The organism is Candidatus Poriferisocius sp., assembly GCF_965204145.1.
Taxonomy (GTDB): Bacteria; Actinomycetota; Acidimicrobiia; order Acidimicrobiales; family Bin134; genus Poriferisocius.
In genome coordinates, this window is record NZ_OZ241977.1 from 1679946 (window position 1) to 1706513 (window position 26568).

The window sequence follows — 26568 nt, forward strand, 5'->3', positions numbered from 1 at the left end:
ACGCGATCCTCCAATGGATTCCCCGCGTCAGGGGATGAGGGTGATTTGGGAGTCGAGCCAGCCTAGGAGGATGGCGATGCAGCGGGGGTCGGAGTGGAGGCGGTGGCCGGCGCCGCTGATTATGCGCAGGCCGGCGTCGCCGTGGGCGTCGGCGATGGCCCTGGCATCGAGGGGTGACACTTCCCGATCATCGGAGCCGTGCAACACCAGCATGGGACGGGGGGCTATCTGATCGGCGCATCGGTCCACTCGAATCGATTGGGCAGCCTTGGCCCAGGAATCGACCGATTGGGGGAAGTCGGGCGTAGAGATGACGCCCAGCGAGCGGGCGTACTCCACTACCCCGGAGGCATCCAGGCCCCAGTGGGCGAAGTCAACCGGCGCACCCATGGTGGCCACTCCCCGGACCCGTAGGTCTTCTTGAGCAACAAGCGCCACCAACGCGCCTCCGATGCCGAACCCCGCCAGCCAGACCCCTTCCACCTGATCGAGTCCGTCGAGGTGGTCCACCGCGCTGCGGACGTCGTCGGTCCACCCTTCTAGCGAGAAGTCGCCCTCGCTGTCGCCGCAGCCCCGGTAGTTGAGCACCAGGGCGGCCCACTCCATGTTCTGGGCGATTCGGTCGGCCAGAGGGTAGAGCCGCTCAGCGGCCCTCGAACCGCCATTGGCCGCCGACGGAAATGCCGAGCACAGCACCACGCCGGGCAGCGCCCGCATCCGGCGGCTCTCGGGCAGCGCCAGATATCCGGCAAGCTTGAGCCCGTCAGATGTCTGCCAGTGAGTCACACTGCCCGGGGCCGATAGCCGCGATTGCGGGCTTCGGCCAGGGTGTCAGGCCCGAACACCAAGAACTGCTCCGATGCAACCAGTTCCTCGATGACCGACTCGTCGCTCACCTCATCCAAGTCGTACACCAACTGGGACCGCTTGTCCCCCACGTAACGGAAGCCCTCCAACGACCTCGGCCTGTCCATTCCCCAACCGTACCGTTTCGCTAGGGGGATTCCTCGGCTGGAGGACCGAGCGCTCCGATGGCCTTGAGATACTGGCTCTCGAGGTCGAGCACCACCACCACATCAAGGGCGTCGATGTCCCGGCCCGACTTGGTGGCCTTGGCCAGCACGTAGTCCACCGAGTCATCGTCGCTGGTGACAACCTCGTCTTCCTGGCTCTCTGCCTCGGCGGCGGTCACGTCGCCCCGCCCATAAGTGGCCGATCCCTGCAGCCGCAGATGATCCAGCCGCCAGAGCAGAATGTCCTGCACGTCGTCGTAGCTCAGTTTGGCGGAAAGCGCGTCGGGCAGGCGCTCGGCCACAAAGTCCACCGCTTCGAACAGGTCGTACACCGTCCGGGCCCGGGTGTGGGCCAAGCGAGAAGACACCCGCATTACCGCATAGGCGGCCAGCCCGACCACCAAGACTGCGGCGAGGATGATTAGAAGGGTCAGATCCCGATGCGCTGAGCGAGCAGCTCGCGGTGATACGTCGGGTCGCCGAACAGAAGCTCCGACGACTTGGCCCGCTTGAAGTAGAGGTGGGCGGGGTGCTCCCAGGTGAAGCCGATCCCGCCGTGGATCTGGATGTTCTCCGCCGAGGCATGGAAATAGGCCTCCGAGCAGTAGGCCTTGGCCAAGCTGGCCACCGAGGGCAGCTCATCGTTCAGCTCTGAGGCACACCAGCCGGCGTAGTAGGCGGCCGACTTGGCCGACTCCACTTCCAGCAGCATGTCGGCGCACTTGTGCTTGATGGCCTGGAACGACCCGATGGGCCGTCCGAACTGCACCCGGTCTTTGGCGTACTGCACCGACATGTCCAAGCACATCTGGGCGCCGCCCACCTGTTCGGCGGCCAGGGCCACCGCAGCCAGGTCGAGCACCCGCTCCAACACGGCCCAGCCCCCGCCCTCGACGCCGATCAGCGTGACCGGGGTGTTGTCGAAGTCCAAGCGGGCCTGCTTGCGGGTCTGGTCCATGGTCGACAGCGCAGTGCTGGTCAATCCGTCAGCGTCGCTCGGGCACCAGAACAGGCTCACCCCGCCGGCGGTGCGGGCGGCCACCAGCACCACATCGGCGGTGTGCCCGTCGATCACGAACATCTTGGTGCCGCTGATCCGCCAGCCGTCGCCGTCGGCGGTCGCCTCGGTGGTGATGCCCGACTCGTCCCAGCGGCCGTTCTCCTCGGTGAAGGCCAGTGCGGCCACCGCCTCACCGGCGGCGATCCCGGGCAGCAGCGCCGTCTTGGCCTCCTCATCACCGCTGTGGATGAGAGCGTTGGCCGCTAGCACCACGCTGGAGAAGAACGGAGCGCACAACAGCGCCCGGCCCATCTCCTCCAGCACCACGATCAGCTCGATATAGCTGAAGCCGCTGCCCCCGTATTCCTCGGGGATGATGAGGCCCTGCAATCCGAGCTGCTCGGCCATCTGGTTCCAGACGGCGTCGTCGTAGCCCTTTTCGGTGTCCATCTGCTCGCGGACCGCCGATTCGGGGGATTTGTCCTCCAAGAACTGCCGCACGAAGCGCCGCAGCTCCTCCTGTTCCTCGCTGAAGGCAAAGTTCACGGCCTTGTTTTTACTAGACCGAACCCGCAGTAGCCACGCCCGAACACTCCGCTCGCCGATTGGCCTGCTGCCCTCTGCGCTGATGACCTGTCATCGACCCGATAGATGGTGCACAATCGTGGGGCCAACCAGTCTTCCCTGAGTCTCAGGAATCCCTGAGTCGGAGAGCGAGAAGAGCCCGCCATGACTTTGCACTGGCAAGACACCCAGGCCGAGATCCACAAAGTGGTCGTCGGGCCGATGGACAACAACGTCTACGTCGTCCGCTGCCGCCAAACCGGCGATGCGGTGCTGATCGACGCAGCCAACGAGCACGATCTTCTGCTGGAGATGTGCTCCGCTCTCGGGGTCCGCACCGTTCTGGAGACCCACGGGCACTGGGACCACATTCAGGCCATCCCGGCGGTGCGCGACGCCGGCTACGACGTGGGGGTCACCGCCGAGGACGCCGCCATGCTCGACGCCTACGACTACCTCCTCGAGGACGAGTCGGTGATCGAGGTGGGCCGGCTCCGCCTGCACTGCATCCACACGCCGGGCCACACGCCGGGGTCGATGTCGTTCCGCATGGAAGGCTCGCCCATCCTGTTCTCCGGCGACACCCTCTTCCCCGGCGGACCGGGCGCCACCGGATTCGAGGGCGGCGACTTCAACACCATCATCGAATCCATTGAAGGACGGCTGTTCTCCCCGCTTCCCTCCGACACCATGGTTCTCCCCGGCCACGGCGATCAGACCACCATCGGCACCGAGACCCCCCACCTCCAGGAGTGGATCGACCGGGGCTGGTAGGCCCGCTCATCGGTGCGCCTCACAGCTTTCCGGTGATAGGGATAACGTCCCCTCCGACGTAGACTGGTCAGGTGAGCCAGCCCGAGGCCCCTCTCTTCGAGGTCGAGAACCTGCACGTGGCCACAGCCGACGACGGCATCCCGATCCTGTCGGGCATCGACCTCACCGTCCGGGCGGGCGAGGTACACGCCCTCATGGGGCCCAACGGCTCGGGCAAGTCAACCCTGGCCAGCGCACTGTTGGCCAGCCCCGAGTACGAGGTGACCGGGGGGCGGATCCGCTTCAAGGGCGACGACATCACCGACTGGCCCGCCGACGTTCGGGGCAAGGCCGGGCTGTTCTTGGCCTTCCAATACCCCCAGGAGTTCCCCGGCGTGTCGGTGATGAACTTCCTGCGCCAGGCCCTGTCGGCTCGCAAGGGCATCGACCTGTCGGTGCTGGAACTGCGCCTGGCGGTGATCGAGTGGATGGAGCGGTTCGACATGGACCCCTCGTTTGCCGACCGCTACCTCAATGACGGGTTCTCCGGGGGCGAGAAGAAGCGCAACGAGGTTCTCCAGCTGGCCATTTTGGAACCGGAGATGGCCGTGTTGGACGAGACCGACTCCGGATTGGACATCGACGCCCTCAAGATCGTGGCCAGCGGGGTGCAGGAGGTCATGACCTCCCGGCCGGAGATGGGGGTGCTGGCCATTACCCACTTCCGCCGCCTGCTCGACCATCTGAAGCCCGACCACGTTCACATCCTCATGAACGGCAAGATCGCAGCTAGCGGAGGCTTCGAGCTCGCCGCGCAACTGGACGCTGAAGGGTACGAGGCATGGCGCTAGACCCAGGGGCCATCCGGGCCGACTTCCCCATCATGTGCCGGCAGGTACACGGTCGCCCCCTGGTGTACCTCGACTCGGCCGCCACCTCTCACAAGCCGAGGCCGGTGATCGACGCGGTGACCGACTACTACGAGCGGTTCAACTCCAACGTCCACCGGGGCTCATACCAGCTGGCGGTGGAAGCCACCGAGGCACTGGAAGAGGCTCGGAGGAAGGTCGCCGATTTCATCGGGGCCTCTCGGGACTCAGAGATCATTTTCGCCAAGAACGCCACCGAGGCCATCAATCTGGTGGCCCGAACCTGGGGTCGGGCCAATCTGGGACCGGGCGACCCGGTGGTGATCACCGAGTTGGAACACCACGCCAACATCGTCCCCTGGCACATGCTGGCCGCCGAGCAGGGCATCGAACTGCGCTGGATCCCCATTCGCAGCGACGGCCACCTGGATCTGACCGACCTCGACCGTCTGCTCGACGGCGCCCGGCTGTTGAGTGTGGCCGCGGTTTCCAACGTGCTGGGCACCATCAATCCCATCCGGCAACTGGCCGACGCCGCCCACGATGCCGGCGCGCTGATGATGGTGGACGCCAGCCAGTACACCCCGCACCTGCCCACTGATGTGGCGGAGATGGGGGCCGACTTCGTGGCCTTCACCGGCCACAAGATGTGCGGCCCCACCGGAATCGGGGTGCTGTGGGCCAAGTCTGAGCTGCTGGAGGCTATGCCGCCGTTCTTGGGCGGGGGGGAGATGATCCTCAACGTGACCAAGGAGGGGTTCAGCACCGCGGCGGTGCCGTGGAAGTTCGAGGCCGGAACCCCGCCCATCGCCGAGGCGGTCGGGCTGGGAGCGGCGGTGGACTATCTCACCGGCCTGGGCATGGAGCAGGTTCGAGAGCACGAGGTGGCCCTCACCGGCTATGCCCTGCGGACCCTGAACCAGCGCTACGGCGACGACATCACCATCCACGGGCCGACCGAGCCGGCCGAGCGGGGCGGGGTGCTGTCATTCGAGTACAAGGGGATCCATCCCCATGATGTGGCCCAGGTGCTGGACCGCTCCGCGGTGTGCGTGCGGGCCGGCCACCATTGCGCCAAGCCGCTGATGCGGGTGCTGGGTTGCGCCGCCACCAGTCGGGCCTCCATGTACGTGTACAACGATGAGTCAGACGTGGACGCCCTGGCCGATGCCCTGGGCGAAGCCGACGTGTTCTTCATCGAGTGAAGTCTTGAATGAAGAAAGACTGCATATCGCTGAGCCCTCGCCCGTAGACTGTTGAACCGTCGCCATGCCTGATCTTGAAGATCTCTATCGCGAGATCATCCTCGACCACTACCGCAACCCCCGCAATCGGGGGGAGCTGGATACCCCGCCCGCCGTCCGGGCCGAGGGCTTCAACCCCCTGTGCGGCGACGAGGTGATCATCTATGTGCAATTGGCCGACGGGGTGATCGAAGACATCAAGTTCGGCGGCCAGGGCTGCTCGATCAGCCAGGCCTCTTCGTCGATGATGTCGGCCGCCGTCAAGGGCCGCACTGTCGAGGAGCTACAACAGTTCAACCATGCCTTCAGGTCGATGATGTCCATCGAGCCCGACCCCGACGACCCCGCCCCCACCAACGGCAACAGCGCAGACGTCAAGCTCGGCGACCTGGAAGCCCTCAAAGGCGTGGTCAAGTTCCCAGTTCGCATCAAGTGCGCCACCCTGTCGTGGCACACCCTCACCCAAGCCGTCGAAGAGGCCATAGCCGACTCCTAAAGGCAGTACTGCGACCCCCGACTCACTTGGGTCAGCAACCCGCAACCATCGTTGGTTACCATCGCCAGATGCCCAGCCGCGGAGAGGTGGTAATCGTGTCAGGCCCACCGGGCTCGGGGAAGACGACCGTGAGCGCCGCTCTCGCTTTGAGTTACGAGCGAGGCGTCCATCTGGAGTCGGACTGGTTCTTTAGATCCATCAAGTCGGGGTTTGTTGCACCATGGCTACCGGAGGCGCACGGCCAGAATGCTGCCGTAATGGTGGCCGTCGCGGACGCTGCGGCTGCATATGCCGATGCCGGCTACACGGTCGTGTGGGATGGAATTGTCGGGCCGTGGTTCCTAGGTCTGGTTGCCCGACGCCTTGGCGATCGTGAGATCCGTGTGCAGTACCTCGTGCTGCGACCCCGGCGCGTCACGGCGTCGCAACGAGTGCAGGGGCGTGGCGACACGCCCGAGACCTCTGGCGCCGAAACCATGTACGACCAGTTCTCCGACCTGGAAGAATTCGAGTCTCATGTCATCTCGTCAGACGCACCGGCCGAACAGGTCATCGAGGCATGCAAAGCCGCCCTCCTCAATGGCAGCCTGCAAGTAGAACCCGACTCTTGAGCCAGCAAATTGGGGTCTGCAAGTAATATTATACTGACTAGTGTTATGACTAGTTAGTAATGGCCAGTGATTGGAGAGGCATGGAAAAGGTCTGGCAGGTGCAGGAGGCGAAGGCTCGATTCAGCGAGTTGCTGGAAACCAGCCTTGCTGAAGGTCCTCAGGTTGTGACTAAGCGGGGGGTAGAGACGGCGGTGGTGGTCCCTATCGACCAGTGGCGTCGTCTGGTTGGCAGGGCAAAGCCGAACCTGAAAGAACTGCTTCTGGACCCGGATGCCCGCACTGAATCGTTGACCCCGCCGCGACGGGAACTCCGTCAACGAGCACCGCTGGCCTTCGACTAGTCCTTGCCCATGTACCTCCTCGACACCAATGTGGTCTCTGAACTGCGTCGCCTTCGTCCCCACCAATCGGTGGTGAACTGGATACAGGACATCCCTGCCGACCAGCTTCATCTCTCATCGGTCACAATCGGCGAGATTCAAGCCGGTATCGAGATCACCCGCGAGCAGGACCCGGACAAGGCCGAAGAGATTGAGACCTGGCTGGAACGGGTGATAGATGCCTACGAAGTTCTGCCAGTAGACGCGGCCGCATTTCGCGAATGGGCCCGGCTGATGCACCGGCAAGCCGACAACCTGCTACAAGATGCCCTGATCGCTGCCGTCGCCATCGTCCACCGGCTCACTGTGGTCACAAGAAACATCCGTGACTTCGAACATCTCAAAGTCCCAGTGCTCAACCCATTCACCGGAACAGCTTGATCAGGCAGAACACCTGGTCTAAGTCCCTGTTTCAGACCAGGGCGTTGACGCGGCGGGCGAATTCTAGGTCTAGCTCGGTGAGGCCGCCGGCGGCGTGGTTGGTTATGGCGATCTCTACGGTGGACCAGACGTTGGACCACTCGGGGTGGTGGAAGAGGCGCTCGGAGATCAGCGCTACCCGGGACATGAAGCCGAAGGCCTCCGAGAAGTCCGAGAAGTTGAAGGTGGCGGCGAGCTTGTCTCCTTGGCGCTCCCATCCGGGCAGGTCTTCCAAGGCGGCGGCGACCTCTTCGTCGCTGAGCAGTCTCTTGGCGTCGGCGTCTACGGCCATGGGTCACTCTCCAAATTCATTTCTAGATGTGAGTGGATCTCAACCGGTGATTCGGCGCGGGTGTCGATCCAGGGATCGTAACCAGTCTCCTCCAGTTGGGCAGCCAACTCAGGGCCTCCGGTTTCCGCGATTACCCCGTCGATGAGGATGTGGACCACGTCGGCGTGGAGCACAGTCAACAAACGGCTGAAGTGGGTGATGGCCAATACGCCGAGGTTGTCCTCATGGGTGGCCTGCTCGATGCGATGGCTCACCGCGGCCAATGCGTCCACGTCGAGGCCGCTGTCCAGCTCGTCCAGGATGGCGATCCGGGGGCGGAGCACGCCGAGTTGCACCGCCTCGCTTCGCTTCATCTCACCGCCGGACAGGTCTACATTCAGCGAGCGGTACAAGAGATCAGGGTCGAAGTCGACCAGCTCGGCCTCGTCGGCAACCTGCGCTTCCACTGCGCTCCGGTCCCCTCCCGCGGCTTCCACTGCTTCTTCCAGCATGTTCTCCAAGCCCACACCCGGGACCTCGGTGGGGTATTGCTGGGTGGAAAACAACCCGGCGTGGGCTCGCTCCCACGGGGACAGGTCCACCAAGTCGACACTGTTGGAATCATCATCGATAAGAGTGATCGACCCCGCGGTGACCTCGTAGCCGGGACGTCCCATGATGGCGTAGGCCAGGGTTGACTTTCCCGAACCGTTGGGTCCCATGACAGCGTGGACTTCACCGGACGCGACCCGCAGGTTCACGCCATTCAGCACCATTTGCCCGCCGACTTGGACATGCAAATCCGAGACGACCAGCTCGCTTTTGGCTGCCTTACTCATCGTGGCCGACCTCTAGCCAGATCTGGCCGTCTTCCACACCCACGTCATAGACGGGCACCGGGCGGGTGGCGGGGAGAGTCTCAGCCTCCCCAGTGGCCAAAGAGAACAGACTGCCGTGCTTCCAGCATTCGATGGTGCCCTCCTCGGCATCTACTTCGCCCTCGGCCAAGGAGTAATCAGCATGGCTGCACGTGTCGCCCAGGGCATACAAGTCATCTCCCAAGCGAATGACTGCAATCTGGTGGACCAGACCGCCGACGTCGACGTCGAACCGCCGGGCCTCGCCGTCGCCTATCTCATCGAGCGAGCAGAGAGTCACTCGTTCTGGGTTCATGACCCCGACCCGCCATCGACACCGCGATGGCCCAACCCCTCGATTTTGGATTGGAGCCGATCTCGCACCGCAGGCACGGCCTCGCGGACAGGAAATTGATCCAGCACCTCGTCGAAGAACCCGGCAACAATCAGGCGCTCGGCGGTCTCGGTAGGCACTCCCCGGCTTTCCAGGTAGAACAGCTGGTCGCTGTTGATGGGGCCCACCGCGGAGGCGTGGCTGCAGTGGACCTCGTTGTTCTCGATCTCCAGGTTGGGCACCGACTCGGCCCAGGCATCTTCCGACAGCTTGATATTGCGGTTGGTCTGGTAGGCGTTGGTACCCCGGGCGTCGGGCCGCACCCTGATCAGGCCGGTGTACACCGACCGGGAGGAGTCGTCCACCGCACCCTTGAACAACAGGGTGCTCGTGGTGTCGGGAGCGGCGTGATCTTGGAACGTGCGAAAGTCCAGGGTCTGCTCGCCGTCCCCGAAGTACAGCGAGATCAGATCGCCGGTGGCCCCTCGGCCGGAAAGATGGGTGTCCAGCCGCGTCCGGGCGTATTCGCCGCCCAACGCCGCCGATGACGAACGCAGGTGGGCCTGCGCGCCGATGTGGCTGACCTGCGAGCCGATGTGCCACACCTTGGGCCCCAAGTCCTGCATAGACAGATAGCCGACCCGGGAGGCGGCAGCCGCCCTGATCTCAATCACCGGGCTTACAAACGCAGCAACGCCAGCCGAGCCGTAGTGCTCCAGCACCTCGACTGAGGAATCGGCACCAGCGTCCACGATCAGCCGGGGAAAGACTGCTGCCCCATCAGCATCGAGCCAATGGCGCACCACGATGGGCCCCTCCACATTCACTCCCGAGGGCACCCGCACCAGCAGCGGCTCAACCGAGAACGCGGCATTCATGAGGGCGAACAGGTCCACGTCTACCGAGGCGGCCAGCTCAGCGTCGCCTTCGCCCAGTGGCCGGACCTCTACCCCTTGGGCTGCCGCCTCGGCGCGCAGCTCAACGCCGCAAAGACGGCCATTGCTGGTATCGGCCATCGCGCTGTATTTGGGAACAGAAGCCGTCGAAGTGCCGCCACCATCGTGGGCCAGCTGATAGCGGCTGAGATCCAACTGCCCGATAGGCGTGTACCGCCACACCTCTTCTTCCACCGAGGGCATCGGTGCAGCAGCCATCTGCTCGGCGGCCGCCACTCGACGGCGGGCCAGCCAATCGGGGCCGGGAATGGCTCCGGCCGCATCGGGGGTGAATTGGGTTTCGATCACGAACGCCGACGGCGCTTTCGCCGCTTGGCCTTTCCGCCGCCGCCCGCTCTTGACCGCCGCCGGGACTTCTCCCTCTCCAGTTCGGCCAGCACCCGGGGGCCGGCCTCGTTCACGATGTCTTCGGCCGCATCCAGCAGGGCGCCGATGCTCTCATCGCTGCCCACGCTGGCCGGCGCCTCGGGAGTGGGCGGTGTGACCAGCGTGCCGTGCGACCAATTCACGTCCACCATGCGGCGCTCATAGGCCGAGCATTCGTCGGGACAGCGCCACGGGGCCTCGGGGGCCAGGTCCAAATCGCACTTCCGCACGGTCTCGCCATTGGGGTATGACCGGCTCTCGAAGTACTTGCAATCCTGCCGCATGGGCATCAGCCGACAGATCCCTCCATCTGCAACTCGATCAGCCGGCTCCACTCCACGGCGTACTCCATCGGCAGGGTGCGGGTAATGGGCTCGATGAAGCCGTTAACGATCATGCCCATGGCCTGCTCCTGGGTCAACCCTCGGCTCATCAGGTAGAAGAGCTGTTCATCGGCCACCTTGGAAACGGTGGCCTCATGGCCGATCTCGGCGTCCCGGGTGCCCACCTCCATGTAGGGGTAGGTGTCAGAAACGCTGTCCTCATCCAGGATCAGGGCGTCGCACTGCACATGGCTGCGACATCCGTAGGCGTCGTCCTCCACCCGGACCAAGCCCCGGTAGCTGGTGCGGCCACCGCCATTGGAGATCGACTTGGACACGATCTTGGAAGTGGTCTCCGGCGCGGCGTGGGTCATCTTGGCCCCGGCGTCTTGATGCTGGTCGGGTCCGGCATAGGCCACCGACAGAACCTCGCCCGAGGCCTTGGGGCCGACCATCACCACCGCGGGGTACTTCATGGTCAGCCGGGAGCCGATGTTGCCGTCGATCCACTCCATGTGGCCCTCGGCCTCGACCTTGGCCCGCTTGGTGACCAGGTTGTACACGTTGTTGGACCAGTTCTGGATGGTGGTGTAGGTGACCCGGGCCGACTTCTTGACCAGGATCTCCACCACCGCGGAGTGCAGCGAATCGCTGGTGTACACCGGGGCTGAGCACCCTTCGATGTAGTGAACCTGTGAGCCCTCGTCGGCGATGATGAGGGTCCGCTCGAACTGCCCCATGTTCTCGGCGTTGATGCGGAAGTAGGCCTGAAGCGGCATCTCCACCGACACACCGGGGGGCACATAGATGAAGCTTCCCCCCGACCAGACTGCGGAGTTCAGAGCGGAGAACTTGTTGTCGCCCGGCGGGATGATGGTGCCGAAGTGCTCCTTGACCAGCTCGGGATACTCCTTGAGCGCGGTGTCCATGTCGCAGAACAGCACCCCTTGGCGCTCCAAGTCCTCCCGGTTGCGGTGGAACACCACCTCGGACTCGTACTGGGCGGTCACCCCGGCCAGGTATTTGCGCTCGGCCTCGGGGATGCCCAGCTTCTCGTAGGTGTCCTTGATGGCGTCGGGAAGGTCTTCCCAGGCGTCGACCTGCTCCTCGGTGGGCTTGATGTAGTAGTAGATGTTGTCGAAGTCGATGCCCGACATGTCGCCGCCCCAGGTGGGCATGGGCCGCTTCTCGAACCGGGAGAGCGACTTCAGGCGGAAGTTCCGCATCCAGTCGGGCTCGCTCTTCATCCACGACATCTCCTGCACGATGTCGGTGTTCAGCCCTTTCTTGGGCTTGAAGACATAATCTTCCTCGTCGCTCCAGCCGAGCTTGTACCGACCGAGATCTAAGGCGAGGGCTTCCGACGACATATCCAAATCCTAGCGACAGGGGTGGCGTGGTTGACCTGAATACTACCGGCGGTCAGCCCAATAGGCGCATCTCAGCCCGATATCGGTGGCACCGGTCCACATAGCCCTGGGCGTCCTCCCGGTTCTGACCCTCGGACATGTGGCCCTCGCGGATCTTGGCCGGCACGCCGATGGCCAGGGCCAGCGGTGGGATCTTCATGTGGTTGGTGACCACCGCACTGGCCCCCACCAATGCCCCTCGGCCCACAACCGCCTCATGCAGCACCACGGAAGCCACGCCGATCAGCGCTTCGTCTTCGATGGTGCAGCCCTCCAAATGGGCCAGATGCCCGACGGTGACGTCGTTGCCCACCACCGTGGACAGCTCATCGGTGTTGTGGATCACGGCATTGTCCTGAATCGAGGTGCGGTCGCCGATGGTGATCCCCGCTCCATCGCCTCGAAGAACTGCGCCCGGCCAAATCGTGGACTCCGCACCCACGCTCACCCGACCGATGACCACCGCGAGCGGATGGACAAAAGCCTCTGGGTGGATGTCGGGCTCGATGTCTCCCAGCGCATAGATGGGCATGGCACCTCAGCCCAGAGGGTCGAACGAGCCGTACTTGCCGGCCAAGAAAACCAGCGGGCCCACATCGTCTCGCTGGACTCCCAGGTCCAATACCCGGCCCAGAACGATCCAGTGGTCGCCGCCCTCCACTACCTGGTCGATCTCGCAGTCGATCCAGGCCAGGGAAGTCTCGAAGATGGGGGCGCCGGTGACTTTGGTGGTCCACTGCAATCCGGCGAACTTGTCCTCGGCCTTGGAGGCGAAGAGGTTGGACATGTCCACTTGATCCTCAGCCAAGATGTTCACCCCGAAATGGCCTGCGGCCTCGATAGCCGGCCAACTGGTAGACGACTTGCCCGGCATGAACATGACCAGCGGCGGGTCGAGCGACACTGAGCCAAAAGAGCCGATGGCCAGCCCGGCGGGCCCGTCGGGTCCCGCGGCGGTGACCACGGTCACGCCGGTGGGGAACTGTCCGAGCACTTGGCGGAAAAAGGCCGAGTCGAACGGCAGGCTGTCAGACACTAGGACTCCTCAGGAGGAACAGGCTTCGTCCCTCAACAGCAGGAAGGTTAGTGGCTGCCCTCTTACGACCCCGCGTTGGGCGGTGTTGCCGCCTACGGCGGCCCCGCGACCACCACGTCCACGCCGTAGCTGCGAAGTGTGGTCGTGGTCCGGGCCAACGACTGCTCAAGCTGTCTGGTGAGCTCGGGGAAGGAATCGGCGACCAGCGCGGCACCCGCATCGACAATGGTGAAGGTTCGCCGGTCGACCCAGGTCGGCACCGCGCTGATGGCAACGACTTCCATGGTGCCGGACTCGCCTTCCATCAGATCAACCTGCACGATGACGCCGTCGGTGCTTTCCGGCGGGCACGACCGACAGGACTGGGGTGATTGGTTGGACAAGAAGTTCCCGAGGCCATAGATCACCAAGTTGCCGCCGAGTCGCTCCACCGGCTGAATCACATGGGCGTGCGTGCCGACGATGAGGTCGATCTCGTCGCCGGCGAGAAGCTCTTTGGCCAAAGCCCGCTGTTGCGCTGTGGGGGCAACCTGATACTCCGCGCCCCAATGGATGCTCAGCACCACAAACTCGGCCCCGAGCTCGATGGCCGCCCGAGCCTCGTCCAGAATGTCCTGGGCAGAGTTGACATCCACGGCCCACGTTCGATTGTCCGGGAGGATGAACCCGTTGAGGCCGTAGGTGTAGGACAAATGGCCGATGGTGACGCCGTTTACCTGGTACAGGGTCGGAATGGCGGCTTCCAACGGAGTGCGGGCCATGCCGGCATGGCCCAAGCCTGCCCGGTCGAACAAATCGAGAGTGACCTCAATCCCGGCAATCCCCTTGTCCATGGAGTGATTCGAAGCAGTGGAGCAGCCGTCATAGCCCACCTGGGCAATGGCGGCGGCCAAGTCGCCAGGAGCGTTGAACACCGGGTAGCCGGCAAGGTCGCGGTTGTCGGGCGACAGCGGGGTCTCGAGGTGGCAGATGGCTAAATCCGCATCGCTCACCGACTCCTTCACCAGTTCGAACATGGGGCGATAGTCGAAAGCCAGCTCATCGCCCCCGTAGGCCTGCGCCTGCCTGAAAACCGCAGTGTGCGACAGCAAATCACCCGTGAAGGCCAGCCGGATATGCCGGGGTTCCGCCTCCGAGGCAGGAGTTGGCGCGGAAGGGGTGGAAGCCGGACTCGGCGTCGATGTGATCTCTGGCAAAGCCGCAGTCGGTGCTGCGGTGGGCGCAGCAGTGGGTGTTGGAGCAGGACTCAGCTCTTTTGAAGGGGTCGGAGCGGGAGAAGCAGCAGGAGCCGCCTCTTCCGGCTCGGCCAGGGCCGAGGCTTGCGTGGGAGCTGCGGGCGAGGCCGTGGGTTCTTGGCCGCCGCATCCGCCCAACCAGACAACCAGGCAAATCAACATCGCGAGCACAGCCGCTTTGGGGCGGCGAGCTTGCCAACGGTGCAGACGCGTATCGGTCAAATGGCCGAGCAGAACAACTCGGGCGCCACTGGACAGTCGGTGCTCGATACTGCCTCGGCTACCGAGACCAGCCCGTCGGGACCGGCGACTCGATCCACCAACGCGAGCGGCACGACCTCCTCGTCTGCGTCCCACGCCTCCACCATCCCCAATGCCCTCTCGACCAGCGAGTCCCACATGGGACCGGGAAGGACCGTGCCCTTGCCGGCCGTCAGCCATACCGGCACGCCGGCAGCATGGGCGACCGCCGCGGCCGCCCGAGACCCGGCAACAGCAAGAAATCCATCCGGACCGACTGCGGCCGTCTCCAACAGCACCACGTCTGCCGACGCGGCCGCCGCACCCAGCCCGCTCTCGGTCACCTCATCCACCCAACCGTCCTGCTCCGACAATCGCCGTACCAGATGATGGCCCTCCCCCAGCACGTCCACCACCAGCACTCGGAGATCGCCCCGCAGCCGAAGGGCGCGGCCGACCATGTCGGGCCATCCCAACACGCAGACAGTGGCCTCAACGGGAAGTTCGCGCGACAGCAGACGGGCGGTTCTGTCCTCGGAGATCGCCTCCATGCATGCCCGGACTTCAGATCGGGGATCGGCCGCGGTAAGGGCCCGTGAGGCCAGCCACATGAGCGGTCCTGAGGAGGGCTGACGGGCGAGCATCCGCCGACAGGTGGTGACCAGCCCGGCCGGATCGTGGCCGAAGCTCAACAGCGCCCCGGCTGTCTCCCGCACCAACGATTCCTGGCCCACCCCAGACGAACGGGCCACATAGCGCAGATGCTCAATCGGGTGCACCGCTCAAGCGTACGCGACTGCGATCTGATCATCAGCCACGACACCGAGTTCAGGCCCTTGGCTGGGCTAATTTCAGGAGCGATGCCCACCACGCTCGACGCCGATGTGAACCTGACCCCGCTGAACGGCGATCCCCGCCCAATTGGCGATTGGGTCACCGTCTTTCATCTGGTCATCGTCGTTCTCGACCCGTATACCTACGAAAGCTCGTGGATGATCGATACCGCCGGCCGCATTCTGCGCAACTTCGTCGGCGCCGACTGCCGGGTGGCCTTCTTGGTCACCGCCTCGACTCAAGAGGCAGAGGAGTTTCTCGGGCCGTGGACCGAGGAGATCCTGACGTTCGCCGATGAGGACCGCTCTGTGGTGCGGGCCCTGGGTCTGGAGTCGCTGCCGGCCATCGTCCATCTCGACCACCAGCTCAACCTGCGGGCCTCCGCCGAGGGTTGGAATCCCCCGGACTGGCGGGACTTCGCCACCCAGCTCGGCCAGGCGATGAGCTGGCATCCCCCCGTGATTCCCGACTCCGGAGACCCATCGCCGTTCGCCGGGACCCCGGCGCTAGGCTGAGATGAGCCGACAGAGCCGGACCGATGGCCGAATTCGCCTACACCGAACTGCTCCCCAAGGGGCCTGATACCGCCACCGAATACCGGCTGCTGACCACGGACTACGTCTCCACTGTCACGCTGGGCGATCGCCAGTTCCTCCAGGTCGACCCCGAAGCCCTCCGACTGCTCACCAGCGAAGCCATGAGAGACATCGCCCACCTGCTGCGCTCCGGGCACTTGGCGCAGTTGGCCGCCATCTTGGACGACCCCGAGGCGTCGGAAAATGACCGTTTCGTGGCCACCGAACTGCTCCGCAACGCCAACATCGCCGCGGGCGGAGTGCTGCCCAGCTGCCAGGACACCGGGACGGCGGTGGTGGTGGGCCACAAGGGCGAGCGAGTGCTCACCGACGCCGACGACGAACGGGCCATCGCCCGAGGAGTGTTCGACACCTTCCAGACCTCGAACCTGCGCTATTCCCAGCTGGCTCCGCTGACCATGTTCGAGGAGCGCAACACCGGCAACAACCTGCCCGCCCAGATCGAGATCTACGCCGCGCCGGGAGACGCCTATTCGTTCTTGTTCATGGCCAAGGGTGGCGGCTCGGCCAACAAGTCGTACTTGTTCCAGGAGACCAAGGCGCTGCTCAACCCCGAATCGCTCACCCGCTTCATGGATGAGCAGCTCCGCACCCTGGGCACCGCGGCATGCCCGCCCTACCACCTGGCCGTGGTCATCGGCGGCACCTCCGCGGAATACACGCTGAAGGTGGCGAAGTACGCCTCGGCCCACTACCTCGACACATTGCCCACGCAGGGATCGGAGACCGGCCATGCCTACCGGGACCTGGAGTGGGAAGACCGCATTCTGGAGCTGACCCGGCAATTCGGCATCGGAGCGCAGTTCGGCGGCAAGTACTTCTGCCATGACGTCCGGGTGATCCGGCTGCCCCGTCACGGCGCCTCCTGCCCGGTAGGGGTGGCGGTGTCGTGTTCGGCCGACCGCCAGGCCTTGGGCAAGATCACTGCTGAGGGGATCTTCCTGGAGCAGTTGGAAACCGACCCGGCCCGGTTCCTGCCTGAGATCACCGACGAGGAGCTGAGCGGCCAGGTGGTGCGCATCGACCTGGATCAGCCCATGGACCACATCCGAGCCGAACTGTCGAAGTACCCGGTGAAGACCCGGCTATCGCTCACCGGCACCCTGGTGGTGGGCCGTGACCTGGCCCACGCCAAGATCAAGGAGCGGCTGGACGCCGGGGAGCCCATGCCGGACTATCTGCGCGACCACCCGGTGTACTACGCCGGCCCGGCCAAGACTCCCGAGGGCTACGCCTCCGGATCATTCGGCCCTACTACCGCGGGGCGGATGGACCCCTATGTGGACCAATTCCAAGCGGCCGGGGGCAGCATGGTGATGCTGGCCAAGGGGAACCGGTCCCGCCCGGTGGTCGAAGCCTGCGCCCGCCACGGCGGTTTCTACCTGGGATCGATCGGCGGTCCCGCCGCCCGCCTCGCCAAGGACTCGATCCGCAAGGTGGAGGTGCTGGAATACCCCGAACTGGGCATGGAAGCGGTGTTCCGCATCGAGGTGGAGGACTTCCCCGCCTTCATCGTTACCGACGACAAGGGCAACGACTTCTTCACCGAGGTCTCCACCCCGGTGGCCATCAGCTAACTGACTGACTATCGAGTCAGTTGATTCGCCGGTCGCGGTCGGCCCAGTAGGGCTCGCGCAGGCGGTACTTCTGGAGTTTGCCGGTGGCGGTGCGGGCCAGCTCGTCGCGGAACTCCACCGTCGTGGGGCACTTGTAGTGGGCCAAGCGGTCGCGGCAATGCCCAATCAGCTCGGCCTCGGATGCCGACGCCCCCGGTGCCAGCACCACTAGGGCTTTCACCGTCTCGCCCCACTTCTCATCGGGCACCCCGATGACCGCCACCTCGGCCACCGCCTCATGGGCGAACAGCGCGTCCTCCACTTCGATGGAAGACACGTTTTCACCGCCGGAGATGATCACGTCCTTCTTGCGGTCCGACAACGAGAGGTAGCCCTCCTCGTCGATGTGCCCGCCGTCGCCAGTGTGGAACCAGCCCCCGGCCAGGGCTTCGGCCGAGGCGTCGGGCTGCTCCCAATATCCCTCCAAGACGTGGTTGCCCCGGGCCAGCACCTCGCCCGATTCGTCCACGTCCAGCGAGATGCCCAGAGCGGGAACGCCCTGGCGGGACAGCTTGACCGCCCGCTCGGCCGGGCTCAGATGGTCCCATTCCGCCCGACGGCGGTTCATGGTCAGATAGGGCGCAGTCTCGGTGAGGCCATAGAGCTGCATGAACTCCCAGCCCAACTCGGTCTCCATCCGCTCGATGGTCCTGGTGGGCGGAGGTGCTCCGGCCACCGTCATCCGCACCCGGCCCGAGCCGGGAATCTCCCCCTCCCAGTCTTGAGCTGCATCCAAGACGGCGGCAACCACCGCCGGCGCCCCGCACAGGTACGTAACGCCGTGGTGCTCCACCCGGCGCAGGATCTCGGCGCCGTCCACTTTGCGCAGCACGATGTGGCAGGCCCCCGCGCCGCTGACGGCATAGGGCATGCCCCATCCGTTGCAGTGGAACATGGGCAGGGTGTGGAGGTACACGTCCCGGTCGCTCACCCCGGCAGCCCAGCCAAAGGTGGTGGCGTTCAACCACAGCGAGCGATGGCTCATCTGCACGCCTTTGGGGCGGGCGGTCGTGCCCGAGGTGTAGTTGATGGTGGCGGTGGCGTCCTCGTCTGGAGTCCATGCTTCGGGCTCCACACCGAATCGGTAGAGGGATTCATCGGCCTCAGCGCCCAGTACATAGCGGTGGCGGCAGTCCACCCCGTCCAGCGTTTCGACCAGCTCCGGGTCGATCAGCAGCATCGTCGCCCCGCAGTGGTCCACGATGTAGCTGATCTCCTCCCGGTTGAGCCGGAAGTTGATGGGCACGCACACCCGGCCGTACCCGCTCACCCCGAACAACGAGACCATCAGCCGGGCGGCGTTGTGGGACACGATGGCCACCCGCTCGCCGAATCCGATCCCGCGCTCGTCCAACCCAGCGGCCTGGGCCCGGGCCAACTCGGCCATCCGCGAGTAGGTCAGCTCACCCCATCCCTCTGCCGGCTGATCCGGCTCATCCACGATGCCCACCCGGTCGCCATACACCGTCTCGGCGCGGTCCAAGAAGTCCCGCACACTCAGCGCTACCTTCATCGCCCCACCGTATCTACCCCGCTGCTCTCAACGCCTGCTGTGGGTTCGCCATCGCCTACTCGTACAATTTCGCCGTGACGGTTGCGCGTGTTCTGGGGGCGTTTGGCAAGACCGTCATCGCGCTCGGGCTCATCATTCTGCTGTTTGCGATATTCCAGCTATGGGGAACCGGCGTCTTCGAAGCCAGGGCCCAGCAGAGCTTGGACAGCGAGTTCACCGATCTGCTGGAGGCTTCCAGCGCCCTGGGACCGGCCCCCTCCGAACCCGGCACCGCGCCCACTGCTGCTCCCCCCACGCCTGAGCCCCCACCGACTGCGACGGCCGCGACAGCGCCGACTGCGACAGCGCCGACGGCTGAACCGACAATCCAAGAATCCGGTGCAGCCTCGACAACCCCAAGCGAGACACCGAGCCCAACGCCAACTGCTACCCCTGAGCCTACCAGCGGCCCCCCCGAACCCGACCCCGCCTGGCTGGCCATGCTCTACCGCGATGAGGGTTCGGCGATCGCCCGCATACAGATCCCCGCCATCGGCGTGGACAAGACCGTCGTCGAAGGCGTTCGGGTTGGCGACCTCCGCAAGGGTCCCGGCCACTACCCAACCACTCCCATCCCCGGACAAGCCGGAAACGCGGCCATCGCCGGGCACCGCACAACGTACGGCGCCCCCTTCGGCGACATCGACGAGCTGGAACCCGGAGATCAGATCATCGTCACCACCATCCAGGGCCAATTCACTTACGAGGTGGCGGTCCAGGGCGAGGGCCATGGACACTTCATCGTGGCCCCCCACCAAGTAGAGGTCCTCGACCAGGATTTCCGCGACCATCCCAACCGCCTCACGCTCACGGCCTGCCACCCGAAGGGTTCAGCCCGCCAACGGATCATTGTGGTAGCCGCACTGGTGGGCGACCCCGCTCCCACCTACTCCCGGCCCGGACAGGAGGATCTGGCCGCTCCTGAACTGGCCTCCGAGAACTTGGACGAGACCACCGACACCGAACAGACGGTCACGGCGACCCCCGTTCCCGCGCCCACCAAAGAGGCGACTCCTGCCCCTGTGCCCACCGAACAACCGGAGAATCCGACGTCTGACGCTGCACCGACCGAGGCCGCCCCGACCGAGGCCGCCCCGACTCCGGCAGCAACCCCAGCGGCCAATGAGCCACAACCCGCTGAACCAGTGCCCGATCCAACCCCGGCACCCGAAGAGCAAGAAGAGCAAGAGGAAGAAGGGGTCGCCGGATCCTTTGGCGAGGGTCTCGACGGCGACTCTGACGGGATGGTCCCGGCCATCTTGTGGGGTTTGGCCGCGCTGGCGATCTGGTTATTCGCCCTCTTCCTCGGGCAGCGGTGGAAGAAGCTTCCGGCCTACGCTTTATCGGCATTGCCCTTCTTGGTGGTCATGTTCATGGCCTTCTGGCACATCGACCGGGTCCTCCCCTCCTATTGATCTGATGTCGAGTTGATCTGATGTCGAGGCAACGATGCTGGCTTTGAGGCGAATCGGGCTCTGTCTGGCTTTGGCACTGGCCATAGCCGCGGCCGGATGCGGCGGCGGCGAGTCGGAGAAATCCCGGTTGGAAGAAGAAGTGTTCGTCGAGCCCACTGCCGAACCCGACCTCCTGCCCACTGAAGAGGACCTGCGAGACCGGTTCGAGGGGACCGTCACCGATCCCTACGACCTCTTGGTGGGAACCTGCTTCAACCAGTACACCTACTTGGACCGCAACGATCTGCCCGCCCAGCTGACCACGGCGATCGGTTGTATGCGGCCCCACAACGGCCAGGTGTACGCGGTGTTTATCCACGACGCCCCGCTCGGAGCCCCCTACCCCGGAGAGGAGGCCGTCAACCGCTGGGGCCAGGAGCAGTGCTACGAGCAATTCGAGCCATTTGTGGGCCTCGTCTATGAGAAATCCGAGCTCCAGATCGGCATGATCACCCCCAGTCGCACCGACTGGGAGGGCGAGGACAACCGCCGGCGCATCTCCTGCTTCGTACACAGCTACCGGGGACTGCTCATCATCGGGACGATGGAGGACATCGGCCTCTGAGCCGATCAAACCATCAGCGCAGCCAAAGCCGTCCACGATTGAGGCGCGGCCCCGCCACCGGTGCCGTCGTCGGGGTCCCAATACTCGGAAAAGCCGCTCCGCATCGCCCCTCGCACCGTGGTGGAGGCGACCTGTGCGGCCGCTTCTTGCCGGCCTTGGCGTCGCAGCCCCAACCAGACGAGGTAGTTGAGCTGCGGCCAGGCAGGTCCCCGCCAGTACGAGCGGGGATCGAATCCGGGCTCCCCCCGATGAACACCGGCGGGGCCGCACCATCCGCCGTAGGCGGAGGGATCGGTGAGGTCGGCAGCCACCGCTTCGACTCGCTCTGGCTCGGCGGCAACCAGCAGTGGCAGCAGTCCGTCCAACGTGCGAGCCCTCCCCGAGCCTGACTCCGCTGCCCCGGCATCGGTCCAGGTTCGGCGGGATTCATCCCACTGATCGGCCAGGCAGCCGGCCAACACGTCGGCTCGGTCGGTGATCTCTGATCGACCGGTCACGGTGGCCAACTCCCAGGCGTTGAACACAACAAGGGCGTTGAACCCCGCGGAAGCGGATTCGAAGGCCGGATTGGCCAGCGGAGAGCCGGTTGGGCTGCGCACGATCGACGTCACCAACCGGTTCTTGATCGGCCGCCAGGACTCCAGTGAGAAACCTCCGGGGCAGAAGTCGTCCCAGCGAGGACTGTCGTCGGCACCGCTCTCCCATGGATGGCACAGCGCCACCAGACCGCTGGGAAGGCGATGGCGGTCGAACAGCAGGAACCGCAGACCGCGTTCGGCTCTTGCCACGGTCTCCTCGTCGACGTCCACGCCTCGGCGCACCAACTCGGCTACCGCATGTCCGTACATAGGGGGCTGGGTGATGGACGAGGCGTTGTCCCGGCCCCACAGGTCAGCGGCCACACCAGGATTGCGGACATAGTTCATGTGAGGGACGAATCCGTCTTCGTCCTGAACCGAAAGTGCGGTCTGGAGCTCGATCAGGCTGCGCTCGTCACCCAGTTCGGCCCAGCACACTGCGTGAAAGCACGAATCCCACAGCCAGAGCCAGGGATAAGTCGCAGGATTCGGGACGGTATAGCCCTCTGAAACCCAATGGGCCTCCAACACCCCCCGAGCTGCCTCCCGCACTGACGAGCGGTCGAATTCCGCGGGCGCATCCATATCTTCAAAGTCTCACATTTCGGGTAGATCTGATTACCTCATGGGATGGCTCGAGGCGCGATCGTCTCATTTCGACTGGGGTTGAGCGACGGGGTGTCCGTTGTCGCCCGCCTATGGCAGCAGATGCTGGCCGACATCGGCTTCGAAATGGTGACTGTGGCCGCAGAGGGTCTGGTTGACCGGCTGGTTCCCGGTCTGGGCATCAACGAAGCTGACGGCCCTGATCCCGACGAATTCTCCGCCGCGGTGGCCGACGTCGACTTGGCGGTGGTGGAGAACCTCTGCACAATCCCGTTGAACCTCCCGGCAGCTCGCACCGTTGCCCGGACGCTGGCCGGCCGCCCCGCCATCCTCCACCACCACGATCCACCGTGGCAGAGGGCGCGATTCGCCTCGGTGACCGAGCTGCCCCCCCACGACCCCGCTTGGCGCCATGTGGTCATCAATCGACTGACCGCCGAGCAGTTCGCCCAGCGGGGAATCGAATCCACGGTGATTTACAACGGCTTCGACACCCTGGGCCCAGACGGCGACCGGACGAGGATGCGGACGAAGCTGGGGGTGACCGACGACACCCTGCTCGCGGTACACCCCGTGCGGGCCATACCCCGCAAGAACATTCCCGCAGCCATCGCCATCGCAGAGGAACTGGAGGCCACCTACTGGCTGATGGGACAAGCCGAAGAGGGCTACGACGACACCTTGGCGCAGCTCTTGGGGGAGGCTCGGTGTCCGGTGATCCATCAGCCGGTCGCCCGAACCCCCGACATCTACGCGGCCGCCGACCTGGTGGTGTTCCCGTCGGTGTGGGAGGGATTCGGCAATCCCCCAGTGGAGGCGGCCATCTGGCGCCGGCCCTGTGTGGTGGGCAGCTATCCCGTGGCCGAGGAGTTGGCCGAGTTCGGTTTCCGGTGGTTCTCTCCTGACCGCCTCGACGAGGTGCGAGCGTTCTTGGACTGCCCCGACCTGGGTCTGTTGGACCAGAATCAAGCAATCGCCCGGCAGCACTTCTCCCTGGAACGGGTCCGAGCAGACCTCGTCGCGCTGTTGGACGGGGCGGGATGGCTCCCTTGAGCACTGACGACCTGGCCGCCCGCCGCCGCCGCATCGCCCAGATGACCACCATCGGCCAGCGGTTGGGCTACCTGCTGTATTTGGCCGCCGCCGCTCTGTTCTTCAGCGGCTTCGCCACCAGCTTCCGCGGCCCACTCGTCACCGCCGTGATCGCCTGCCTCGTCGTCGGCTCCCTCGTGCTGGCCCCCGCCATCATCTTCTCCTACGCCGTGAGAGCCGCCGATCGGGAAGAGCCCCTGGCCTAGGGGCTTATGTCGATCGGCTCCTCGGGCAGCCGACCGGCCACCACATCGGGCAGGAATTCCCGCAGTCGCTCCGGCAACACCTGCTCATCAGAGGCGAGCAGCTCTTCCAACGTCCACCAGCGGGCATCCTCGAACGCCGCCGCCTCCAGCGCTTCGAGGTGCTGGGGGTTCCACTCACCGCCGTCCAGGCTCCAGGCCACGTGAATCCGCTCGTCGGAATCGAAGTGGATGCCTGCGAAGTCGAACTCCACATGCTGGGTCCAGATGCACGGACCCACCTCCACGTCGGAGAAACCGGCCTCTTCCCACAGCTCGCGGCGAGCGCCTGCGGCCGAGTCCTCCCCCGGTCCCAAGCCACCGCCGGGAATCTCCCACCACGGCCCCTTGTGCGGATCGATGGGATCGCTGGCCTGCATCATGAAGATGCGCCCATGCCGATCCAAGAGCACTACTCGGGCTGCGGGGCGACGCAGCGTCCATGCCATGGGCGCCGACCCTACCCGCCCCCCAACGCAGCAGACGGTTCCTGTCCCAGGTGATGCCGGAATAGATGACCGGGAGCGAGCGCCGGTACAGTCCCGACCGACAGTTCAACATTCGGGGGTTGCCCAAGATGGAGTTCGGATATTTCGCCCAGTGCTTCGTGCCTGATTTCGGCTACGAGGACAATCCCGACTGGGAGGCCCAGCGCATCCGCGACAACCTGGAGATCTCCCAGCTTTGCGACCGCCACGGGTTCAAGTACATCTGGGCCTCAGAGCACCACTTCTTGCGGGAGTACTCCCACATGTCCTCACCCGAGGTGTTCTTGTCGGCGGTGGCATCCACCACCGAGAACGTGCACCTGGGCTCGGCCATCTTCAACATCACCGCCCCGGTGAACCATCCGGTGCGCTCCGCCGAGCGGGCCGCCATGATCGATGTGCTGTCCAACGGGCGCTTCGAACTGGGCACCGGCCGGGGCTCCTCTTCCACCGAGGTGATGGGATTCGGAATGCCGGGCACGCCCCGCGACCCGGCCACCGGATTGGCCGATACCGAGGTCACCCGCGGGCTGTGGGACGAGGCCATTCGCCAAATCCCCCACATGTGGCGCGAGGGGGCGTACAGCTACGAGGGCGACAGCTTCTCGATGCCGGCCCGGGAGATCTTCCCCAAGCCGGTGACCAAGCCCCATCCCCCGCTGTGGGTGGCGTGCGGCAGCCCGGGCACCTTCGAGAAGGCCGGCAAGCTGGGCATCGGGGTGCTGTGCTTCACCATCGGCACTCCCGACGAGATCGCCCCGCTGATCGAGATCTACAAGAACGAGGTGGCCAGCTGCAAGAACCCGGTGGGCGACTACGTCCACGACAACGTCATGTGCGTGGGGTTCGGCATTTGCCTGGACGACCGGGAGGCGGCCATCGACTGGGCCACCCGAGGCCACATGTACTACTACCAGTGCCTCGTCTACCGCTGGCTGGACACCTTCCCCAAGCCCGAGGGCATTCCCGAGTGGCCGGCCGTCATCCCCGAGCCGACCCACGACGATGTCAAGATGGCCATCGAGGGCGGTTCGCTGTGCGTGGGCAACGCCGAGGACTGCATCCACGTCTCCCGCCAGTACGAGCGGGTGGGCGCCGACCAGTACGTGATCAGCCCGCTCACGTCCACGCTGCCCATGGACGTGGTGCGTGAGACCATCGTGAACTTCGGCAAGCACGTCATCCCGGTGATCGACACCGACCCGGTGCATCGCTCCACCCGCCAGCGCCAGGCTGCTCTGGCCACCGCGTAACGCGACTTATCGTCCGCAAATAGCTTCTGGAATTTTCCCATTACTTTTCTTGGTGGGGTCTAGTCAGACTATTTTCCAGCCGCTAGCGTCTTATCCGTCCCCTGAGTCCAACGTTGGGAGCAAAACCATGCAGAAATCCGTTCACCGCTTGCTGGCCCTACTCGGGTTGGTGCTGGCCTTCTCGCTGATCGCCGCGTCGTGCGGCAACGACGACGATGGCGCCGCCCCAGCGGCCCCCGAAGCCACTGCGGCCAGCACCGAGGCCCCAGAGGTCACTGAACCAGAAGAGACCGTCACCGTCGTTCCTCAACAAGCCGGCGGAACCTTGCAGGCTGTGAAGGATCGCGGCCATGTGCTGTGCGGCTCCCGAGACGACGTACCCGGCTTCGCGCTGCTGAACGAAGACGGCCAATACGAGGGCTTCGACATCGACATGTGCCGGGTGGTGGCAGCCGCCATCTTCGGCGATGCCGATGCCGTGGAGATCGTGCCGGTCACCAGTGCCGAGCGCTTCACCGCACTGGCCTCGGGCCAGTTCGAGGTGATGAACCGCAACACCACCTGGACGGCCACTCGTGACGGCACCGAGGGCGCCAACTTCTTGTTCACCACCTACTACGACGGCCAGGGCCTCATGGTGCCGGCCTCCACCGGCTTCACCACGCTGGACGACCTCGCCGACGCCAACATCTGCGTGAGCACCGGTACTACCACCGAGCTGAACCTCACCGCGGTATTCGCCGCCCGGGGCATCCCCTTCAACCCGGTCACGTTCGAGGGCTTCGACACCTTGGTGCCGGCCTACCAGGAGGGCCAGTGCGAGGCGATGACTGCTGACAGCAGCGTGCTCGGCGTGTTCAAGTTCGAGATCGAGGGGGATGACGGTCCCGAGCAGCACATCATGGCTGAGCTCATCTCCAAGGAGCCCCTCGGCACCGTGGTGCGCGACGGCGACACCGAGTGGGCGCAGGTTGTGAACTGGGCCACCATGGCCACCGTTCAGGCCTGGGAGTTCGGACTCGACTCCAACAACATCGGCAGCTACGACGGCACCGATCCCAACATCTTGAACTTCCTAGGCCGCGACGGCTTCGACCCCGGCCTCGGCCTGCCCCCCGACTTCGCCATCAATGTGGTAGAGCAAGTGGGCAACTACGAGGAGATCTTCAACCGCTATCCGCAGTTGGGAACCCTCGCAGGCAGCGTCAACGACCTCTGGTCCAACGGCGGGCTCATGTACGTCCCGCCCTACCGCTAGGGAAAACCCCGCTCGTCTCGTGACGAGCAATCAATAAACGATGAGCGGCCCACCGGT

The 26568-nt window shown here is 64.9% G+C and carries 32 protein-coding genes; 15 read left to right on the forward strand and 17 right to left on the reverse strand.

Going from position 1 to position 26568, the window contains the following annotated elements:
- Positions 1–27: 27 nt before the first annotated feature.
- The 4 genes from ACOGI7_RS07710 to ACOGI7_RS07725 are packed head-to-tail and all read right to left on the reverse strand — an operon-like array spanning position 28 to position 2559.
- On the reverse strand, positions 28–786 hold the full coding sequence (locus ACOGI7_RS07710) for an alpha/beta hydrolase (RefSeq protein ID WP_419851333.1): 759 nt from the start codon (positions 784–786) through the stop codon (positions 28–30).
- The gene (locus ACOGI7_RS07715; RefSeq protein ID WP_419851334.1) at positions 783–974 is read right to left on the reverse strand and encodes a hypothetical protein; all 192 of its coding nucleotides are present in this window, start codon (positions 972–974) and stop codon (positions 783–785) included. Before ACOGI7_RS07715 ends, ACOGI7_RS07710 begins: the two co-directional genes overlap by 4 nt.
- Positions 975–994: 20 nt before the next feature.
- Complete coding sequence (locus tag ACOGI7_RS07720) at positions 995–1417, reverse strand: hypothetical protein (RefSeq protein ID WP_419851335.1); 423 nt, start codon at positions 1415–1417, stop codon at positions 995–997.
- A 26-nt stretch (positions 1418–1443) separates the two neighbouring features.
- Positions 1444–2559, reverse strand: coding sequence for an acyl-CoA dehydrogenase family protein (locus tag ACOGI7_RS07725; protein WP_419851336.1), 1116 nt, complete (start codon positions 2557–2559; stop codon positions 1444–1446).
- A gap of 183 nt (positions 2560–2742) precedes the next feature.
- On the opposite strand from ACOGI7_RS07725, the gene ACOGI7_RS07730 reads away from it, so the two are divergent.
- The 7 genes from ACOGI7_RS07730 (at position 2743) to ACOGI7_RS07760 (ending at position 7311) form a co-directional block, all read left to right on the forward strand.
- Positions 2743–3351, forward strand: a complete 609-nt coding sequence (locus tag ACOGI7_RS07730) for an MBL fold metallo-hydrolase (protein ID WP_419851337.1) — start codon at positions 2743–2745, stop codon at positions 3349–3351.
- A 71-nt stretch (positions 3352–3422) separates the two neighbouring features.
- The gene (gene sufC, locus ACOGI7_RS07735; RefSeq protein ID WP_419851338.1) at positions 3423–4181 is read left to right on the forward strand and encodes a Fe-S cluster assembly ATPase SufC; all 759 of its coding nucleotides are present in this window, start codon (positions 3423–3425) and stop codon (positions 4179–4181) included.
- Positions 4172–5404: a SufS family cysteine desulfurase gene (locus ACOGI7_RS07740; protein WP_419851339.1), complete on the forward strand. Its 1233-nt coding sequence runs from the start codon at positions 4172–4174 to the stop codon at positions 5402–5404. The genes sufC (ACOGI7_RS07735) and ACOGI7_RS07740 overlap by 10 nt, the downstream gene beginning before the upstream one ends.
- A gap of 64 nt (positions 5405–5468) precedes the next feature.
- Positions 5469–5939: a Fe-S cluster assembly sulfur transfer protein SufU gene (gene sufU, locus ACOGI7_RS07745; RefSeq protein WP_419851340.1), complete on the forward strand. Its 471-nt coding sequence runs from the start codon at positions 5469–5471 to the stop codon at positions 5937–5939.
- A gap of 68 nt (positions 5940–6007) precedes the next feature.
- On the forward strand, positions 6008–6550 hold the full coding sequence (locus ACOGI7_RS07750; RefSeq protein WP_419851341.1) for an AAA family ATPase: 543 nt from the start codon (positions 6008–6010) through the stop codon (positions 6548–6550).
- Positions 6551–6630: 80 nt separating this feature from the next.
- Positions 6631–6891, forward strand: a complete 261-nt coding sequence (locus tag ACOGI7_RS07755; protein ID WP_419851342.1) for a type II toxin-antitoxin system Phd/YefM family antitoxin — start codon at positions 6631–6633, stop codon at positions 6889–6891.
- A 9-nt stretch (positions 6892–6900) separates the two neighbouring features.
- Positions 6901–7311, forward strand: a complete 411-nt coding sequence (locus tag ACOGI7_RS07760) for a type II toxin-antitoxin system VapC family toxin (RefSeq protein WP_419851343.1) — start codon at positions 6901–6903, stop codon at positions 7309–7311.
- Between the two features lie 31 nt (positions 7312–7342).
- Here ACOGI7_RS07760 and ACOGI7_RS07765 read toward each other — a convergent pair whose 3' ends face one another.
- From ACOGI7_RS07765 to ACOGI7_RS07810, 10 genes are all read right to left on the reverse strand, one after another.
- Positions 7343–7642, reverse strand: coding sequence for a 4a-hydroxytetrahydrobiopterin dehydratase (locus tag ACOGI7_RS07765; protein ID WP_419851344.1), 300 nt, complete (start codon positions 7640–7642; stop codon positions 7343–7345).
- Positions 7633–8460, reverse strand: coding sequence for a Fe-S cluster assembly ATPase SufC (gene sufC / locus ACOGI7_RS07770; RefSeq protein ID WP_419851345.1), 828 nt, complete (start codon positions 8458–8460; stop codon positions 7633–7635). Before sufC (ACOGI7_RS07770) ends, ACOGI7_RS07765 begins: the two co-directional genes overlap by 10 nt.
- A complete protein-coding gene (locus ACOGI7_RS07775; RefSeq protein ID WP_419851346.1) occupies positions 8453–8794 on the reverse strand; it encodes a non-heme iron oxygenase ferredoxin subunit in 342 nt (113 codons plus the stop codon). The genes sufC (ACOGI7_RS07770) and ACOGI7_RS07775 overlap by 8 nt, the downstream gene beginning before the upstream one ends.
- Entirely contained in the window at positions 8791–10056 is a 1266-nt protein-coding gene (sufD, locus tag ACOGI7_RS07780; protein ID WP_419851347.1) for a Fe-S cluster assembly protein SufD, read from the reverse strand. Before sufD ends, ACOGI7_RS07775 begins: the two co-directional genes overlap by 4 nt.
- Positions 10053–10424, reverse strand: coding sequence for a hypothetical protein (locus ACOGI7_RS07785; RefSeq protein WP_419851348.1), 372 nt, complete (start codon positions 10422–10424; stop codon positions 10053–10055). The genes sufD and ACOGI7_RS07785 overlap by 4 nt, the downstream gene beginning before the upstream one ends.
- Entirely contained in the window at positions 10424–11827 is a 1404-nt protein-coding gene (gene sufB / locus ACOGI7_RS07790) for a Fe-S cluster assembly protein SufB (protein ID WP_419851349.1), read from the reverse strand. Before sufB ends, ACOGI7_RS07785 begins: the two co-directional genes overlap by 1 nt.
- Positions 11828–11879: 52 nt before the next feature.
- On the reverse strand, positions 11880–12398 hold the full coding sequence (locus ACOGI7_RS07795; protein WP_419851350.1) for a gamma carbonic anhydrase family protein: 519 nt from the start codon (positions 12396–12398) through the stop codon (positions 11880–11882).
- A gap of 6 nt (positions 12399–12404) precedes the next feature.
- Complete coding sequence (locus ACOGI7_RS07800; RefSeq protein WP_419851351.1) at positions 12405–12902, reverse strand: flavin reductase family protein; 498 nt, start codon at positions 12900–12902, stop codon at positions 12405–12407.
- 92 nt (positions 12903–12994) lie between these two features.
- Positions 12995–14299, reverse strand: a complete 1305-nt coding sequence (locus ACOGI7_RS07805; RefSeq protein WP_419851352.1) for a CapA family protein — start codon at positions 14297–14299, stop codon at positions 12995–12997.
- Between the two features lie 56 nt (positions 14300–14355).
- The gene (locus ACOGI7_RS07810) at positions 14356–15156 is read right to left on the reverse strand and encodes a hypothetical protein (RefSeq protein ID WP_419851353.1); all 801 of its coding nucleotides are present in this window, start codon (positions 15154–15156) and stop codon (positions 14356–14358) included.
- A gap of 81 nt (positions 15157–15237) precedes the next feature.
- On the opposite strand from ACOGI7_RS07810, the gene ACOGI7_RS07815 reads away from it, so the two are divergent.
- Positions 15238–15726, forward strand: a complete 489-nt coding sequence (locus ACOGI7_RS07815) for a hypothetical protein (RefSeq protein WP_419851354.1) — start codon at positions 15238–15240, stop codon at positions 15724–15726.
- A 23-nt stretch (positions 15727–15749) separates the two neighbouring features.
- Positions 15750–17384 carry a fumarate hydratase gene (locus ACOGI7_RS07820; RefSeq protein ID WP_419851355.1) on the forward strand — a complete coding sequence of 545 codons (1635 nt, stop codon included), beginning with the start codon at positions 15750–15752 and terminating at the stop codon, positions 17382–17384.
- Positions 17385–17400: 16 nt separating this feature from the next.
- Here the strand turns inward: ACOGI7_RS07820 and ACOGI7_RS07825 are convergent, their stop codons facing one another.
- Positions 17401–18936: an AMP-binding protein gene (locus ACOGI7_RS07825; RefSeq protein ID WP_419851356.1), complete on the reverse strand. Its 1536-nt coding sequence runs from the start codon at positions 18934–18936 to the stop codon at positions 17401–17403.
- 74 nt (positions 18937–19010) lie between these two features.
- Here ACOGI7_RS07825 and ACOGI7_RS07830 point away from each other — a divergent pair, with 74 nt between their 5' ends.
- Together ACOGI7_RS07830 and ACOGI7_RS07835 are read left to right on the forward strand one after the other, a co-directional pair.
- Positions 19011–20390, forward strand: coding sequence for a sortase (locus ACOGI7_RS07830; protein WP_419851357.1), 1380 nt, complete (start codon positions 19011–19013; stop codon positions 20388–20390).
- Between the two features lie 34 nt (positions 20391–20424).
- Positions 20425–20994 (forward strand): septum formation family protein, encoded by a 570-nt coding sequence (locus ACOGI7_RS07835; protein ID WP_419851358.1) that lies wholly within the window; start codon positions 20425–20427, stop codon positions 20992–20994.
- 5 nt (positions 20995–20999) lie between these two features.
- On the opposite strand, the gene ACOGI7_RS07840 is transcribed toward ACOGI7_RS07835, so the two are convergent.
- A complete protein-coding gene (locus tag ACOGI7_RS07840) occupies positions 21000–22157 on the reverse strand; it encodes an MGH1-like glycoside hydrolase domain-containing protein (protein WP_419851359.1) in 1158 nt (385 codons plus the stop codon).
- A 45-nt stretch (positions 22158–22202) separates the two neighbouring features.
- On the opposite strand from ACOGI7_RS07840, the gene ACOGI7_RS07845 reads away from it, so the two are divergent.
- Positions 22203–23231 carry a glycosyltransferase family 4 protein gene (locus ACOGI7_RS07845; RefSeq protein WP_419851360.1) on the forward strand — a complete coding sequence of 343 codons (1029 nt, stop codon included), beginning with the start codon at positions 22203–22205 and terminating at the stop codon, positions 23229–23231.
- Complete coding sequence (locus ACOGI7_RS07850) at positions 23228–23476, forward strand: hypothetical protein (RefSeq protein WP_419851361.1); 249 nt, start codon at positions 23228–23230, stop codon at positions 23474–23476. Before ACOGI7_RS07845 ends, ACOGI7_RS07850 begins: the two co-directional genes overlap by 4 nt.
- Here ACOGI7_RS07850 and ACOGI7_RS07855 read toward each other — a convergent pair.
- Positions 23473–23961: an NUDIX hydrolase gene (locus ACOGI7_RS07855; RefSeq protein ID WP_419851362.1), complete on the reverse strand. Its 489-nt coding sequence runs from the start codon at positions 23959–23961 to the stop codon at positions 23473–23475. The genes ACOGI7_RS07850 and ACOGI7_RS07855 overlap by 4 nt on opposite strands.
- A 128-nt stretch (positions 23962–24089) precedes the next feature.
- Between ACOGI7_RS07855 and ACOGI7_RS07860 the strand changes: the two genes are divergently transcribed.
- Complete coding sequence (locus ACOGI7_RS07860; RefSeq protein ID WP_419851363.1) at positions 24090–25253, forward strand: LLM class flavin-dependent oxidoreductase; 1164 nt, start codon at positions 24090–24092, stop codon at positions 25251–25253.
- Between the two features lie 127 nt (positions 25254–25380).
- The gene (locus tag ACOGI7_RS07865; protein ID WP_419851364.1) at positions 25381–26511 is read left to right on the forward strand and encodes an amino acid ABC transporter substrate-binding protein; all 1131 of its coding nucleotides are present in this window, start codon (positions 25381–25383) and stop codon (positions 26509–26511) included.
- Positions 26512–26568 lie beyond the last annotated feature (57 nt).